Origin of the sequence: Acetomicrobium thermoterrenum DSM 13490 (assembly GCF_900107215.1) — a bacterium.
Taxonomy (GTDB): Bacteria; Synergistota; Synergistia; order Synergistales; family Acetomicrobiaceae; genus Acetomicrobium; species Acetomicrobium thermoterrenum.
Map to the genome: position 1 here is coordinate 59134 of NZ_FNPD01000009.1, position 14861 is coordinate 73994.

Consider the following 14861-nt stretch of genomic DNA (forward strand, 5'->3'; position numbering starts at 1 on the left):
CCAGATTTGTTATTTCGTTGCAGATTCTAACGTCCCTTTCTTCATTTTCCAATCGACTCTTCGGCCTTCTTTATATCTTCCAAACACAAAGATTTGGAAGCCGCTTCAAGTATCGATCTTTCATAAGGTTTCTCTAGTATACCAACTTCTGTTACTATGCCAGAAATCATGTCGTTTGGAGTAATGTCGAAGGCAGGATTCCATACGGAAATATCATCGAGGAAGATTTTTGCACCGCCAAAGGAACGCACCTCTTCGGGTTTTCTTTCTTCTATCGGTATGGCTTCCCCATCGACCAAGTCCATATCTATGGTGCTCCTTGGAGCTGCCACATAAAAAGGAATTCCGTGATGACGACATAAAAGGGCCAGATTATAGGTACCTATCTTATTTGCCGTATCGCCATTTGATGCTATTCTGTCAGCACCCACTATTACAAGATCCACTCCACCCTTCTTCATCAAAAAGGCTGCCATGTTGTCGCATATCACAGTTACATCCAGACCTTCCGTCCATAGCTCCCAAGCCGACAACCTGGCTCCTTGGAGCAAAGGCCTTGTTTCGTCACAGTAAACCCTTACATCTTTTCCTATAGCCTTGCCCATTTTTATGATTCCAAGAGCTGTGCCCACAGCGCCAGTGGCAAGGGATCCTGCATTACAATGCGTTAGAACATTACATCGTTCAGGCAAAAGGTTTTGACCGTAAAAGGCGATTAAGTTCTCTATCTGTATTTCTTCTTGATGAATTTTGTTAGCTGTTTCAAGCAAATGATCTTTTAGCTTTGCTTCGACCGATTCGCTGCTCGAGCATTTGCAATCTGTCGCCTTTAAAAAACTTGCCGTTGCCTCCTCCATTTTCTTAAGAGCCCAAAACAGATTCACTGCAGTGGGTCTGGTCTTGGAAAGGCGCTCAATAGCACTTTGAACCCCACAAATTCCCCCTTCGGCAGCCAGAACCACTCCATAACCTGCTGCTATCCCTATTGCCGGTGCCCCTCTAACTATCATGTCTTCAATGGCTTCGGCAACATCTATGTAGTTTACGCATTTAACGTAAGATATTTCAAACGGTATTTTTCTTTGATCCAATAGATATAATGAGCCGTTCTCCCACTTTATTGGCTCGGGCGTTGACAATTGAAGTCACTCCTTGTTTTTAAATTGTTATTCTTCTTTAAAATAGATGGATATTATCTCAGCATTGGCCCTTCCGTCTATCATGCAGAGGGAAACTTCATCTCCAATTGCAACCTGAGATAGAGAGACAACTGTTTCGCCATCTTTGGAAAGGCAAGTTATCCACCCTCTAGAAAGACATTTTAAAGGTGACAAAGCGTCCAAAGAAGCCGCTGCGTGAGTCAGTCGCTCTTTCAAAGAGGATATAATCTTGTTCAAGTTCATTGAAAGATTTTGGGTAAGCCGCGCTATCTCAATACCGGCGGGATGAAGATAGAGGTTTTTAAGTATGTTTTGTAATCTAGCCAACTGTCTTTCGCACAAATTAGATTCCTGTTGGCATTTATGTAAAACAAGAGAGAACAGCCTGGCCTTCATGTGCCTTATTTGTTTATAAAGCTCTATGCGATCGGGAAAGACGTTTTCTGCGGCCGCCGAAGGCGTAGGAGCACGCATATCGGCAGCTAAATCGGACAACGTCCAGTCGATTTCATGACCTACCCCTGTGACGACCGGAAAAGGGCAGGCCCTAATGCTTCGCACTACTCTCTCGTCATCGAAGGGAGTCAGATCGTCCCGGCTTCCTCCTCCTCTGACCAAAAGCAGGATATCCAGCTCTTTCGTTGCAGCCAATTGCATTGCCCTAACTATATCCTGTGGGGCTTCTATTCCCTGTACCAACGTAGGAAACACGTATATTCGACATTGAGGAAAACGTTTTTTTGCGACCTTAATGACATCCTTTACAGCAGCACCAGTTTGCGAGGTCACAACTCCAACCTTGTTCGGATAAGGAGGCAACTTTCTTTTGACTCGAGGATCAAACAAGCCTTCCTTCTCCAGCCTTTTTTTCAATTCTTCCTTTGCCCTTGTTTGAGCTCCCTTTCCCAGAGGAAGGATATTTCGAGCATATAACTGATATGCACCTTGAGGTGGATAAAGACCAATGTACCCCTGCACTATCACCTCATCGCCTGCCTGAGGCCAAAGGGGAATATAGTTAGCATTGCTTTTAAACATCACGCAAGATAATCTGGATTGTTTGCTCCCGATCGAAAAATATACGTGGCCGCTATTATGTCTTTTGATTTCGATTATTTCTCCTTTAACGGCAACGTTCCGGAGAATCGGATCCTTTTCGATCAGATCCTTTATATAAAATGTTAGTTCATCTACAGTTATTACATTAGATGTCTTTGGCAAATTGTTAAGCAGAGGCATTTCCCTCGACATCTTTGCCATCTCCTTCGACTTCGGCAATGGATCTAACAATCTTGCCCAATACGCCGTTAACAAAACGTCCCGAATCCTCAGTCCCAAAGCGTTTAGCCAATTCTATAGCTTCCGAAATGGCTACGGGTATGGGAACGACCTTGCTATAGACGCCCTCGAACAATGCCAATCTTATAGCCTCAAGATCGACGGTAACCATTCGTTCAGGTCGCCATCCAATTATATGCATCCTTATTAAATTATCAATTTCAACCCTCTTTTCCCATATCTCCTTGACAAGCCAAATTGCATAATTCACGACCTCTTCCGATTCTCCATCGAAAGGAAAAAGTGCCATGGCTTCGTCGGGCGTTTGGTCATTTCTAAAATCTAGTGCATACAACAATTGTAAAGCTATTTCTCTCGCTCTTCGACGTTGCTGTTGAAGCAAAGACAAGCTATCTTGCCTCCCGTCTTAGTGTCTTCTGTCCATAATAGATGAAAAAAGATCGCTTAATTTACCGCTTATTACTAAACCGGCAATTCCCCATCCTATGAAACCGAATAAAATACAAAGGCCCAGGCCTTTTAAACCAAGTTGCGATATACCTGCTATGATTGCAACCACAGATCCCCAAAAAATTGGATATTTTCTGAGCCTATTCATCAATGCAGGGGCATCGAAGCTTTCTTCTTTAGACGTCCATGAAATCTTTACTTTCAAGCCCAGAGGGGCAAAAAGGTTAACAAGTTTATCCTGCAGCTCCTTCTTAACTGCGAGATCTCCGGAATGCGGAGAGACTACGATGACGTTAGCAACATTGTCATCTCCTTGCAACGTAGCCTCTCTTGCTTTATATTCCGGCGGCATTACAGTATTTGCCAAGGAAGTAATGGCCTCTTTCGATAGCCAGAGTTCCCCTAATTTGCCCCTACGCCACAGATATTCCATATCTTATATGGCTCCTTTTAAATATTTAATTTAATCTGCAAATCCAAGTACCCTGTATCGAAGTTGTTGCTATTGTATACTATCCCCATATTGATCCAGTTGCTTATTTTCCGCAAAATGGATTCCCTGCACATGGACATTCACTGCTTTAACGATATAACCAGTATAATTTTCGATCTGGTTTTTTATGGCCTCTTGCACGTCCCAAGCTATATCAGGGATTCTTAATCCATACTTGACCGATATATACGTATCAACCACTACCTCGTTTGGAGTGCCTTCTTCGATGGTTATCTTAACTCCGCTAGTTGGCCTTCGCCCCAAGCGCAGATTAGCCACCAATCCAGAACTGGCGGGCAAAACGCCGGAGACGCTTTTTAGAGCCTCAATAGCCATTTGTGATATTACCTCTTCCGCAATAACTACTTCGCCCTGGGGTTGCGCTTCCTCCAAAACTGGCTCTTCCTGAGCCGTTTCTTCTTCAATTTCATACTCATTGACATTCTGAATTTCGTCATCGTATGAGTCTTTATCGGTGCCTTCCTGCAATTCGCTTAAATATTTCTCTCTTTCTTCGTCCATAACTATATCCCTCCTTATTTATTTAACCCATCAGGGTCGATCGAAAGGCCGCAATTGGGACATATTAGGAATTCGTTTTCATCAAGAAGCATTGGATTAAACATGAACACCTGCTCACATCCGGGACAGCTCATCGATTCATAATAATCAGGCTCCACGTCTTCCGCATCTGCATCTTCTTCAAAGTATTCATATAAGGCATCAACTGCTTCCTCTAAATTATTCAAATCCATATCGAACTCGGAACAAAGGGATGTAAGTTTTTCGATCTTTTCATCTTGATTTTTAATTTTTACGTGTAAAGATTCTATTTCATTCAAAAGAGCATCGAGCAGATCTATCCAAGCTTTTTTTACGTCTTTACATGTCTCCGGCACGGAGATTTCCGATAACAACATTTGCATTCTTCGAGCCTTTTCTTCTAAATTCAAGGCTATACCCCCTTGCTCTTATCGCGTTCCAAATATTCGCCTGTACGGGTATCTATAAGCACGACATCTCCAACCTCGACAAACATTGGAACAGTAACAGTCAGACCAGTCTCCAGAGTCGCCGGCTTTCCTCCCCCTGAAACGGTATCGCCCTTATAACCTGGAGGAGTATCGACAACTTTCAAGGCGACAGTATTCGGAAGATCCACTCCAACTACATTGCCTTCATAAAGCCTCAATGTAACCTCTAAATTATCGCTCAAATACATCGCCTTGTCACCAAGCAGTGTGGAAGGAATATATATCTGATCGTAATTTTCCAAATCCATGAAGACGTAGTTATCTCCTTCTTTATATATGTATTGGGCCTCCCTTTCGTCAAAGACAACCCTCTCAAACCTTTCTCCAGCTCTAAAAGAGGTTTCGATTATCGTTCCGGAATATATGTTTTTAAGCTTCGTCCTGACGATTGCCCCTCCTCGGCCCATTTTATGATGCTGATAGTCTACAATTTCCCAAATGCTGTCTTCCCACTTTATCATCATTCCCTGTCTAAAGCTATTGGTGTCTACAATTTGTGCCATACGCTATCCTCCTAATGTTCGGTTTAGAGTTTTATTAATTTTATCTTATATGTGTTTTACGCATTGTCAAGATATAATAATCTATAACAACTCTCTGATGATTGCACTTACCTTCTCTATGCTAAAATCATCCCTATCTATTTGCTCAACCACCTTTCCTTTTTTAAATATCACAATTCCGTTAGGAGTTCCTGCTATTCCCACGTCGGCCTCCTTGGCTTCCCGCGGTCCGTTTACCTCGCATCCCATAACGGCAACGATCAAACCATCCGGAAGCCCCTTTAATAAGGGGCTTATGTCTTCCACAATTTTAGCTACATCTAAATGCTTTCTTCCGCACGTAGGACACGAAATGATCTCTACTCCCTTTTTTCTCAATCCCAGGGACCTAAGCAAGGCGTAACCGGCCTTTGCTTCTTCTACGGCCGGAGCGGACAAACTTATCCTCATCGTGTCCCCAAGGCCTTGCGTCAGAAGCAATGCCATACCTGCAGCCGATTTGACCAACCCATCGGGCATTACTCCAGCTTCCGTGATCCCGATATGAAGGGGGTATTTGGGAAAATGCTTGGAAAGCAATAAATTTGCGTTGACCGTTTCGGTTATGGATGTGGATTTACAAGAAAGAATGATATCTTCAAATCCCATGTCCTCAAGCATTTGAAGCTGCTCCTTAACGGCCAAAAAAAGAGCTTTAGCCTTATTTCCGTAAGACTGTCTCATTTGGACATTGCTTAACGAACCGCTGTTCGATCCTATCCTTATAACGGCTTTTCTCTCCCTTGCCAAGTTGACTATATCAACGAGGCCCTCCTTCGGCATATTTCCAGGGTTAATCCTAATAGCCATACAACCGGTCTCAAGCGCTGCAAGAGCTAGCTTGAAATCGAAATGAATATCAGCCATTATCGGCACTTTCGAGAATTGCAAAATATCCCTAAGGTATGGAAGGCAATTAATATTAGGGAAAGCCACGCGAAGAAGTTCACACCCCTCTTCAGCCAGCGAATCTATCTCCTTTCTACATGCTTCTACATCGGTAATCGGAGTTTTGAGCATACTCTCCACTCGGACGGGAAAACCGCTCCCTATGATTAGGTTTCCTATAGCAACCCTCTTCCGTAGTGTTGACATTTGGATCACCTGCTAAATATCCTAGTTATGTCTTGCCATGTAATTAATGCTATTAAGGCGAGAAGCACCATCATTCCTATAAAGTGTACTTTTTGTTCGATGTATTCGGGAACTTTCTTACGAAAGATCATTTCGATGGTGACGAAAAGCAACCTACCACCATCAAGAGCCGGAAAGGGAATTAGGTTGAATAAACCCAAGTTTAAGTTGATTATTCCCAGGAAAAATAAAAATGTCCATACTCCGCTTTTTGCTGCCTCGCCCGCCATTTCCGCTATCCCAACTGGCCCGGTAACATCTATCTTCTGCCCGCCAAATACCCAATTTACAAGGGCGCTGAAAATGTTTTTCGTCATCTCCCATAAATATTTTAGCGAGTATTGAATGGCGGAGAGCCCTTCGTATTTTATCTGCCCAGGTTTTATCCCCAATATATAAGCTCCGGTGACAGGATCGGGTTTTAGCAATACATTCCGAAAGACGAGCCGTCCCACTTCCGGGCGCTCCACTTCGATCGTTACCGGATTGTCTGCGTTGCTCTTTAAAGTTGTGGCCATTTCCAACCAAGTTGTAACTTTTTTGTCGTTTATAGACGTTATCGTATCTCCCGGTAGAAGCCCTATCGACTCTGCAGGATAACCGGGCATGAGCTCGCCGATTCTGGCGTGTTCCATGTCTAGCACTCCATGGCCCCAGAGGAAGAGGGTGGCAATAACAATTGCGAGTAAAATGTTGATTATGGATCCGGCCGCCAAAATAAGCCATCTTCGTGCGGGGCTTTTGGCGCTAAAGCTCCTTTCAGGATCTTCAACTTCTCCCTCCACAGCCTCTCCCATCCCAGCTAACCGCACAAAACCGCCTATGGGAAATACCCTTATAGACCAGAGCGTTTCCCCTTTTCTTTTTCTATATATCGCAGGGCCCATGCCAAAGGCAAATTCATGGACCTGAACTCCCAGCAACCTGGCCGAAATAAAGTGTCCAAATTCATGGGAAACTACGCACACACCTATTACTATTATGAAAGAAACAAGGGCAAACATTAAATTTTTATCTCCTTTCGCTAAAAAGGCGACATAGTTCTCTAGCTATACGTCGACCAAATTCAACAAGAGAAATCGCTTCTTCCAAGCCGTTTAAATTTGACGGTCCATTATAAGACAAAAGAGCTTTTTCCAACAGAGGGAAAATATCAACTATAGAAATTTTTCCTTTTACAAAGGCTTCAACGGCAACTTCATCGGCGCCGACAATTATGGGCGGATAGGCATTCCCCATCTGCAACGCCCTCCTTGCCAGGGAGTAACATGGAAATTTATTTTCATCCAGTCGTAAAAAATCCAATTTCCATTTCTCAGTGATGGCCAATCTATGGAATAGATGCCCTATCTTTAAACGTTTTGGGTATGAAAGGGCAAAGGATATTGGAATCCTCATATCGGGCTCACTTAAAAACATCTTCACACTCCCGTCGCTAAACCTCACACAGCCGTGTGCAAGGGAGTCGGGCTGAACTACTGCATTTATCTTTTCGATTGGCAGGGCAAAAAGATAACTTGCCTCCATTACCTCAAATCCTTTGTTAAGTAACGTGGCACTATCTACGGTAATCTTCGAGCCCATGCTCCAAGTAGGGTGTTTTAATGCCCTTGAGGGTGTGGCCAGCTTCATTTCTTCATAGGAAGAGTGCAGAAAGGGACCTCCGGAGGCCGTTAGTATAATCTCCTCGATCTCATTCAAGTCTTCTCCAAGCAAGCACTGCCAAACTGCATTATGTTCGCTGTCTATGGGACGCAGGGGATCTGCAAGGGATGCTTTTTCCATTATCCAGGGACCGGCGACTATCAAGCTTTCTTTATTGGCCAATGATACTTCTATCTTTCGATCTAAAGATGCCGATAAAGCTGCTATGGCTTCCGTTCCGGAAGAAGCAAAAACAATGTGATCCATCCCTTCATCTATAAGCTGCATCAGTCCTTCATGTCCAACTAAAACCTTTACGCTTTCGTCATATAAAGCGAAATTCGATGCAGCGACATCGTCGTAGATCACTACGTATTTAGGCTTAAATTCATCGACAAGTTTTTTAAGCTCCTTGATATTAGACCTCACTGCCAAGGCTCTGACGTCAAACTCTTCCGGAAACCGTCTGCAAACATCTAATGTAGCCCTTCCAATGGATCCCGTAGCACCAATGACAGCTAATCTTTTTTGGCTCAATTTAATATCACCTCAAAGGCCAGAAAGATCAATGTTGAGTTAATCAAAATGCTGTCAAACCTATCCAAGAAACCTCCATGTCCAGGTATGAGAGAGCCGCTGTCTTTAGCACCCGCCTCTCTCTTGAAAAGGGATTCGAAAAGATCCCCTACTTGACCCGCAACGCCAACCATTGCCCCCAACAAAATCCACGGCACAGGGGGTATTTTATAATAATATGAAATGATAGCAGCACATAAAATGCTTCCCGAAAGACCTCCTATGAACCCCTCCAGTGTCTTTTTAGGGCTTATGTAAGGAGCAAAAGGTGTTCTTCCGAATTTACTGCCAATTAAGTAAGCAAACACATCGCAGCTCCAGGTGCATAAAAAAAGAGAAAACAATAATTGTATACCTATAGGCCTCTGTCTAAGTAGGACCAGGAAAGACCATGGAAGGACAACCAACATGAGGCCGCTTAACACTCCCCCTACGTTTAAGAGTGCATAGCTTTTATTTATAGTGATTTTCCTGATTAATTCGATAGCCAACACGACGTACGATTGTAAAATGAGCAATAATGTAAGGGCCGTAAAGGAACACCCTTTATAGGCCAAATATATCGCTATCGCTCCTGCGATCAAGCCTATGCCCTTGGATATATGAGAGAAACTGGAGAAAAGTCCGTAATATTCCCATAAAGAAACCAAGGCGATCGCTGAGGCTATCAGAAGCCAAAAAATCCCACCGATATGGATTCCCCCAAGTATGCAAGCAACTATTACGATGCCACTAATTGCGCGTTTTTTTAGTTCTCCCATTTATGATCTGATTCCTCCGTAACGTCTCTCTCTCCTCTGATATTCTTCGACAGCTTCACGTAATTTGCCCTCATCGAATTCAGGCCAAAGGCAATCGGTAAAATAAAGTTCGCTATAAGAAGACTGCCAAAGCCAGAAATTGCTCAACCTCTTCTCTCCGCTAGTCCTAATTATTAAATCAGGATCGGGAACATCGGGAAGGTAAAGATAGCCTCTAAAACACTCCTCATCGATCTCCAAGACATCGTCGCAGTCTGTTTTGGCAGCCAAAATTTTATTTACGGCATCTATGATTTCCTGCCTTCCGCCGTAATTTAAGCACAGGATGAGATCCAGTTTATCTCCTACTTCCGTCTCTTTCTCGGCCCAAAGGGCCAAATCCCTCAGATCCTCCGGAAGTTTATCTATGCGTCCGGAAAAGCGAAGGCGAATGTTTTCTTCTACAAGCCTTTTGACCTTGCATTTAATGTAATATCTGAAAAGCCCAAATAGGCCTAAAACCTCTCCCTTGGGACGTCTCCAATTTTCAGTAGAAAAAGCAAAAAGGGACAGATACCGTATACCCATTTCAATAGCAGCCATTACAGTCTTCTCCACGGCCTTTACTCCTGCGTAGTGCCCCATTATCCTGGGTAAATGCCGCTGTTTCGCCCACCGCCCGTTGCCATCCATAATTATGGCAACATGAGAAGGCATTATTGCTTCGCCGCTTGCCTTATCTCGTCCCACCGAGCTTTTACCTCCTGGATATCTTGCCACGTCAAATGCCTAGGACTGCCGACCTTGCGCGATTGATTTCTGAGCAGGTAGCTGGGATGAAACATTGGCATAAGTTTAATCCCATACCAATCGAACCACTTTCCCCTAAGCTGTGTAATCCCTTCGTGCGTAGTCTTAAGCAACCACTTGGTTGGCGTATTCCCTAAAGTAACCAAAATTTTCGGCTGTACTAAGGAAATTTGAGCAAAAAGATAATCGTTACATGCCGAACACTCCTCAACTGTGGGAACTCTGTTTTGGGGAGGCCTGCACTTGACGACGTTTGTGATATAAACTTCACTCCTATCGATGCCTGCTGCAGCGAAGATCTGATTCAACAACTGTCCGGCCTTTCCAACGAAAGGCAAGCCCTGTAAATCTTCGTCAGCTCCAGGCCCTTCTCCGACGAACATCAGTTCGGTTTTTTTCGATCCCTCCCCGAATACGCTTTGAGTCCTGTTTTCCGAGAGAGGACATTTTCTACATTCCTTGACTTTTTCTTCAAGAATTTTCCAAGTTTCGTCTACTTTTTTGTCGATCTCCTTCCCAGATAAAAGATAGAGAGTTTCAGACATCGCTTTTCCTCCATCCTTCGATCAAAATGTCAATTTCACCCAAATCCAATCCAGTCAAAAATGGCAAAACCGAAAAAATTCTACGTTGCACCTTTCGGCCGACTTCAATGAATTTGTATTTGCCAATAGACACAACTAAAGAGACGTTTAGGGATACCTTTCCATCGTTGTCAGACTTTACTCTTACCTCTTTAACTTCACACACCTGTGCTCCAAGAGAGGCCACTCGTCTAACAATTTGTTCTATAGCTAAAGGCCCTACCTCGACTTCTCCATAGTAACTAAAAGGAGGTCTGACTATCGTTTTCTCCGCGTCATCCGATCCTCGCATATGAGAGGACCAAAAGGTCTTAAGTCGACCCACCACCTTGCCCGCGAAATTTCTTCTCACCTGGACATACGTTACTGGAATAACATGTTGTCGTTTTACACGACGTTCCCTTAAGGCCTGTTCAATTTCCTCCTTTGTGGCGATTTCCTCGATGTAGATATAACGCTCTGGATTGGGCAACGAAAGTTGTTTGCTAATTTTTAAAGCCATGCCAGGCGATGTAGCGACAATCAATATGGTGCCGGGTGCAGATTTTTCCAGGACCCTTACGACCTGATCCCTATGATCGGAAAACTCGAACAAAGCCCTTCTAATCGCTCTGACCTGATTTTGTTCGGTCTTGGCACTTTTACCGCACAATATTTTCCCATTTTTTATTAAAAGCCCGTCATCAATTATGTACTCTGCCCCGAATTGTCTCGCTATAAAGTGCGCTCTCTGGCTTTTGCCAGTCCCTGCGGGACCTATAAAGGCAAGTACTTTAAACTCTGTCGCCAAGTCTTCTCATCAACTTTCTTAAAGTACTTATAAATTGTTCGTTTTCCTCAGGTAACCCGATAGACACGCGTAAATACCCCTGCAGACCCAAATCACTTGCTGGACGAACAATTATGCCCTCTTTCAAAAGTTCGTTAAACATCTTTTGCTCGTCATTGACTTTTATCAGAATAAAGTTTGTAACCGTTTCTCTAACCTCCATGCCCATATTTACAAGGGCACGTGTAACTTTTTCCTTTTCAAGCAAAGTCAACTCCCGGATCTTCTCAACGTAATTGTCTTCTTTTAAGGCTGCAATGGCAGCAGCTTGAGCTATAGAGTTGACGTCGAAAACGCGCCTTACCTTAGCGTAGGCATTCGTGATGGGTTTGGGGACGATACCATATCCGACTCTCAACCCGGCCAAACCGAAAATCTTGGAAAAGGTCCTCAGTATCACGACATTTCCAATTTCGTGAAAAAGCTCTATGCCAGAAAGATATTCGGGGTCTGTAACGAATTCAGCATATGCTTCGTCCACTACCAGCAAAATGTTCCGTCTATTAAGGAATGAAGAAAGAACCAGCATATCATTCCGCGGTAAGAAAAGGCCTGTAGGGTTATTGGGATCGCATAATACCAACAATTTTGTTTTCTCCGTACAGGCTTCCATGATATCGGTGACGCTAATTCTCATATCGTGGTCTACGGGAACTTCTACACAATTAGCTCCACATGCCGATGCAGCTAACTTGTAAAGGGGGTATGTCGGTTTGGAGATTACAATTTCGTCATCTTCCTCGAGCAGTGCTTGAAAAAGCGCGAAGGTAACGCCCTCGGTGCCAGCGCCGACAATTACTTCCTGCACGGAAACGCCTAATTTTCTGGCAATTGCCTTTCTAAGGGAATAAGCCTCAGCGTCTGGATATCTGTTTAGCATTTTAGAAGCTTCGTCGATTGCACTTAGAACGCTATCCGGAAGAGGCCACGGGTTCTCGTTAGAACAAAGTCTCACTACGCGAGTTAAACCCAATTCACGCTTTAATTCCTCTATCGACTTTCCTGGTTTATAGGGTTCAACGTCGGCAATTGACCTACGAATGAAATTTTCTAACCACATGATAACATCTCCTACCGTTTTGCTTTTTATTGTTTTCTCTCTTTAATTTTATCCTTTCCCTCATGGACCTCTGCGCCGAGAAGGATCAATTTTTCGGCCATATTCTCATAACCCCTGTAGAGATGATGAACATCGTAAACAACGGTTTCACCCTCGGCCGCCAACCCTGCGAGAACTAAAGCCGCTCCTCCACGCAAGTCTGTTGCATATACCTCAGCGCCAATTAACGAAGATTGCCCGTGTATAATAGCGGTATTACCTTGGAGTTCAATTTGAGCACCCATCTTTTGCAGTTCGCTGGCGTGGAGAAAGCGGGATTCAAAAATAGTTTCATAAATTACACTCGTACCCTCTGCCAGTGAAAGCAAGGCCATCATCTGCGGTTGCAGATCCGTGGAAAAGCCCGGATAGGGCATAGTCTTAACCGTAAGACCCCTTGGACGGTCTGGAGAGTTGACTCGCAATTCGTTTTCTTTGTTTATCACTTCTATTCCGGCTTCATCAAGCTTAGCCAGGAGAGCGTTTAGGTGTTCGGCAATCACACCTTTTACAGTGACATCTCCTCGGGTAATTGCCCCAGCCAAAAGGTATGTTGCCGCTTCAATACGATCAGGTATAATATCGATGGTTGCGGGGTTCAATTCCTTTTGCCCTCTGACGCGCAATATCCCGGTACCCTCTCCTTCTATGGCAGCACCCATGGACTTTAAAGCTCTGACAAGGTTGTCAATTTCGGGCTCCCTTGCGGCGTTTTCGATCAGCGTTTCCCCTTTTGCCAAAACAGCCGCCATGAGAAGATTTTCAGTGGCACCGACGGAAGGAAAATCGAGATAAATCCTTGCTCCAACCAATTTATCGGCCCTGGCAATTACTGCTCCTTTATCAAGCTCTATTTGCGCACCCATCTTAGAAAGACCCTTAAAGTGCAGGTCCATGGGTCTGCTACCTATAGCGCACCCGCCCGGAAGGGGCAAAATCACTCTTCCACATCGAGCAAGTAGAGGGCCCAAGACCAAAGAGGAAGCTCTCATCTTTCTGACAAGAGATGACGGTGTTTCCCAAGCTGGTTCGCCTTCAATTTCTATCGTCATCGTATGATCGTCGCGTTTGATAACTGCTCCTAAACTGACGAGCAAATCGCTCATCGTTTGCACGTCCAGCAATTTGGGCACATTTCGAAGATGCACTTCACCATTATCCAACAAAAGCGCGGCAGCCATGACCGGCAGGGCCGCATTTTTTGAACCCTGGACCTTTACCTTCCCTTTAAGAGGGGTTCCCCCATTTATCTTCAAAAAACCGGATTCTTGATTAGTCTTCACTTTCTCTCACTCCCTAAATCAATACTTACCAGTTTTTATGTAATTACTCAAGACATCAACTATGATTTCGGCTGCTCTTCCCTCTCCGAAAGGAGAGCCCGCTTTTGCAAGAATGCTTGCTTTGAATTTATCATCCCGCAATATTTTAAGCGATAGCTCGATAATTTTGGACGGTTCCCTGCCGGCCAGCACCGCGGTCCCCGAGCTCACCGCTTCAGGCCTTTCCGTAACATCCCTAAGAATTATTACGGGCTTTTTAAGGGTCGTCGCTTCCTCTTGGATACCACCGCTATCAGTCAATATCAAAGAGCTTCTATCCATTGTCCACACAAAATCATCGTATTCCATTGCATCGCATAAAATCACTCTCGAATGGCATCCCAAATATTTTTGCCATATTTCACGAACCAAGGGATTTTTATGCATTGGTACGACAACATAAAGTTCCGGCAAATCATCTAATATCTTCGTTAAAGCTTTACAAATAGCTTCGAGAGGTTCACCCCATGATTCTCTTCTGTGAACGGTGGCAAGTAACATCGGAGCACCGGTCGGCAATTTGTCCAATGAAAACTTTGGGGGCCTTGCGGCCTTTTTTACAGCCATAAGAGCATCCACCACTGTATTCCCTGTAACCCATATTCTCGATGGATCGCAGCCATCGTTGATGAGGTTCTCCCTTGCCAATTTCGTTGGGGCAAACCAAAATGTAGCGAGCTTATCGGTCATTACCCTATTGGCTTCCTCAGGGAACGGCAAATACATATTGCCGCTTCTGAGTCCCGCTTCGACGTGGCCTATTTTAACTTTTCTGTAAAAAGCCGCTAGGGCCGATGCAAAAGTTGTCGTAGTATCTCCGTGCACCAAAACGACTTCCGGTCTTATATCATCTAGGACCTCCCCCACCTTCGTCAGCACAGATGACGTGATGTAATCTAGGCTTTGTTTTTCCTTCATGATGGATAAATTACAATTTGGCACAATATTGAACACTTTTAATGCTTGAGTTAAAAGGTCTGTATGCTGTCCTGTTGCCAGAACATAATAGGGCATATCACGCTCTTTCAATTTCATTATAACAGGAGCCATCTTTATGGCTTCCGGACGAGTGCCTATTATACAGCAAATTAAAGACATTGCGACAACCTCCATGCACAAGAGATACTCCGACTAAAAATACCGGG

17 protein-coding genes are annotated in these 14861 nt (G+C 44.1%); all 17 read right to left on the reverse strand.

The window, feature by feature from the left end:
• Positions 1–41 precede the first annotated feature (41 nt).
• The gene (gene mtnA / locus BLU12_RS07850; RefSeq protein WP_091461852.1) at positions 42–1139 is read right to left on the reverse strand and encodes an S-methyl-5-thioribose-1-phosphate isomerase; all 1098 of its coding nucleotides are present in this window, start codon (positions 1137–1139) and stop codon (positions 42–44) included.
• Positions 1140–1166: 27 nt separating this feature from the next.
• Positions 1167–2411 carry an exodeoxyribonuclease VII large subunit gene (gene xseA, locus BLU12_RS07855; protein WP_234945561.1) on the reverse strand — a complete coding sequence of 415 codons (1245 nt, stop codon included), beginning with the start codon at positions 2409–2411 and terminating at the stop codon, positions 1167–1169.
• Complete coding sequence (gene nusB, locus BLU12_RS07860; protein WP_200778738.1) at positions 2386–2847, reverse strand: transcription antitermination factor NusB; 462 nt, start codon at positions 2845–2847, stop codon at positions 2386–2388. The genes xseA and nusB overlap by 26 nt, the downstream gene beginning before the upstream one ends.
• A gap of 18 nt (positions 2848–2865) precedes the next feature.
• Positions 2866–3342: a hypothetical protein gene (locus BLU12_RS07865; protein WP_091461853.1), complete on the reverse strand. Its 477-nt coding sequence runs from the start codon at positions 3340–3342 to the stop codon at positions 2866–2868.
• 69 nt (positions 3343–3411) lie between these two features.
• Positions 3412–3924, reverse strand: a complete 513-nt coding sequence (locus tag BLU12_RS07870) for an Asp23/Gls24 family envelope stress response protein (RefSeq protein WP_091461854.1) — start codon at positions 3922–3924, stop codon at positions 3412–3414.
• Positions 3925–3938: 14 nt separating this feature from the next.
• Entirely contained in the window at positions 3939–4355 is a 417-nt protein-coding gene (locus BLU12_RS07875; RefSeq protein ID WP_091461855.1) for a hypothetical protein, read from the reverse strand.
• 2 nt (positions 4356–4357) lie between these two features.
• Positions 4358–4939 carry an elongation factor P gene (gene efp / locus BLU12_RS07880; protein ID WP_091461856.1) on the reverse strand — a complete coding sequence of 194 codons (582 nt, stop codon included), beginning with the start codon at positions 4937–4939 and terminating at the stop codon, positions 4358–4360.
• Between the two features lie 81 nt (positions 4940–5020).
• Entirely contained in the window at positions 5021–6073 is a 1053-nt protein-coding gene (gene ispG, locus BLU12_RS07885; protein WP_234945562.1) for a flavodoxin-dependent (E)-4-hydroxy-3-methylbut-2-enyl-diphosphate synthase, read from the reverse strand.
• A 5-nt stretch (positions 6074–6078) separates the two neighbouring features.
• Positions 6079–7116 (reverse strand): RIP metalloprotease RseP, encoded by a 1038-nt coding sequence (gene rseP / locus BLU12_RS07890; RefSeq protein WP_091461859.1) that lies wholly within the window; start codon positions 7114–7116, stop codon positions 6079–6081.
• A gap of 7 nt (positions 7117–7123) precedes the next feature.
• Complete coding sequence (gene dxr / locus BLU12_RS07895) at positions 7124–8293, reverse strand: 1-deoxy-D-xylulose-5-phosphate reductoisomerase (protein ID WP_091461860.1); 1170 nt, start codon at positions 8291–8293, stop codon at positions 7124–7126.
• Positions 8290–9093 carry a phosphatidate cytidylyltransferase gene (locus BLU12_RS07900; RefSeq protein ID WP_091461862.1) on the reverse strand — a complete coding sequence of 268 codons (804 nt, stop codon included), beginning with the start codon at positions 9091–9093 and terminating at the stop codon, positions 8290–8292. The genes dxr and BLU12_RS07900 overlap by 4 nt, the downstream gene beginning before the upstream one ends.
• Positions 9094–9789, reverse strand: coding sequence for a polyprenyl diphosphate synthase (gene uppS, locus BLU12_RS07905; RefSeq protein WP_091461917.1), 696 nt, complete (start codon positions 9787–9789; stop codon positions 9094–9096).
• The gene (locus BLU12_RS07910) at positions 9789–10427 is read right to left on the reverse strand and encodes a uracil-DNA glycosylase (RefSeq protein ID WP_091461863.1); all 639 of its coding nucleotides are present in this window, start codon (positions 10425–10427) and stop codon (positions 9789–9791) included. The genes uppS and BLU12_RS07910 overlap by 1 nt, the downstream gene beginning before the upstream one ends.
• Positions 10420–11256: an Asp23/Gls24 family envelope stress response protein gene (locus BLU12_RS07915; RefSeq protein ID WP_091461865.1), complete on the reverse strand. Its 837-nt coding sequence runs from the start codon at positions 11254–11256 to the stop codon at positions 10420–10422. The genes BLU12_RS07910 and BLU12_RS07915 overlap by 8 nt, the downstream gene beginning before the upstream one ends.
• Complete coding sequence (hisC, locus tag BLU12_RS07920; RefSeq protein WP_057940932.1) at positions 11240–12355, reverse strand: histidinol-phosphate transaminase; 1116 nt, start codon at positions 12353–12355, stop codon at positions 11240–11242. Before hisC ends, BLU12_RS07915 begins: the two co-directional genes overlap by 17 nt.
• Positions 12356–12381: 26 nt before the next feature.
• Positions 12382–13677: a UDP-N-acetylglucosamine 1-carboxyvinyltransferase gene (gene murA, locus BLU12_RS07925; protein WP_091461866.1), complete on the reverse strand. Its 1296-nt coding sequence runs from the start codon at positions 13675–13677 to the stop codon at positions 12382–12384.
• A gap of 18 nt (positions 13678–13695) precedes the next feature.
• Positions 13696–14814 (reverse strand): non-hydrolyzing UDP-N-acetylglucosamine 2-epimerase, encoded by a 1119-nt coding sequence (wecB, locus tag BLU12_RS07930; protein WP_234945563.1) that lies wholly within the window; start codon positions 14812–14814, stop codon positions 13696–13698.
• Between the last annotated feature and the right edge of the window lie 47 nt (positions 14815–14861).

Bases quoted from the DNA above. Each gene is read 5' to 3' on its own strand.
- xseA (WP_234945561.1), bottom strand. From the start codon at position 2,411: ATGTCGAGGGAAATGCCTCTGCTTAACAATTTGCCAAAGACATCTAAT.
- BLU12_RS07865 (WP_091461853.1), bottom strand. From the start codon at position 3,342: ATGGAATATCTGTGGCGTAGGGGCAAATTAGGGGAACTCTGGCTATCG.
- BLU12_RS07870 (WP_091461854.1), bottom strand. From the start codon at position 3,924: ATGGACGAAGAAAGAGAGAAATATTTAAGCGAATTGCAGGAAGGCACC.
- efp (WP_091461856.1), bottom strand. From the start codon at position 4,939: ATGGCACAAATTGTAGACACCAATAGCTTTAGACAGGGAATGATGATA.
- ispG (WP_234945562.1), bottom strand. From the start codon at position 6,073: ATGTCAACACTACGGAAGAGGGTTGCTATAGGAAACCTAATCATAGGG.
- rseP (WP_091461859.1), bottom strand. From the start codon at position 7,116: ATGTTTGCCCTTGTTTCTTTCATAATAGTAATAGGTGTGTGCGTAGTT.
- BLU12_RS07900 (WP_091461862.1), bottom strand. From the start codon at position 9,093: ATGGGAGAACTAAAAAAACGCGCAATTAGTGGCATCGTAATAGTTGCT.
- uppS (WP_091461917.1), bottom strand. From the start codon at position 9,789: ATGCCTTCTCATGTTGCCATAATTATGGATGGCAACGGGCGGTGGGCG.
- BLU12_RS07910 (WP_091461863.1), bottom strand. From the start codon at position 10,427: ATGTCTGAAACTCTCTATCTTTTATCTGGGAAGGAGATCGACAAAAAA.
- hisC (WP_057940932.1), bottom strand. From the start codon at position 12,355: ATGTGGTTAGAAAATTTCATTCGTAGGTCAATTGCCGACGTTGAACCC.
- wecB (WP_234945563.1), bottom strand. From the start codon at position 14,814: ATGTCTTTAATTTGCTGTATAATAGGCACTCGTCCGGAAGCCATAAAG.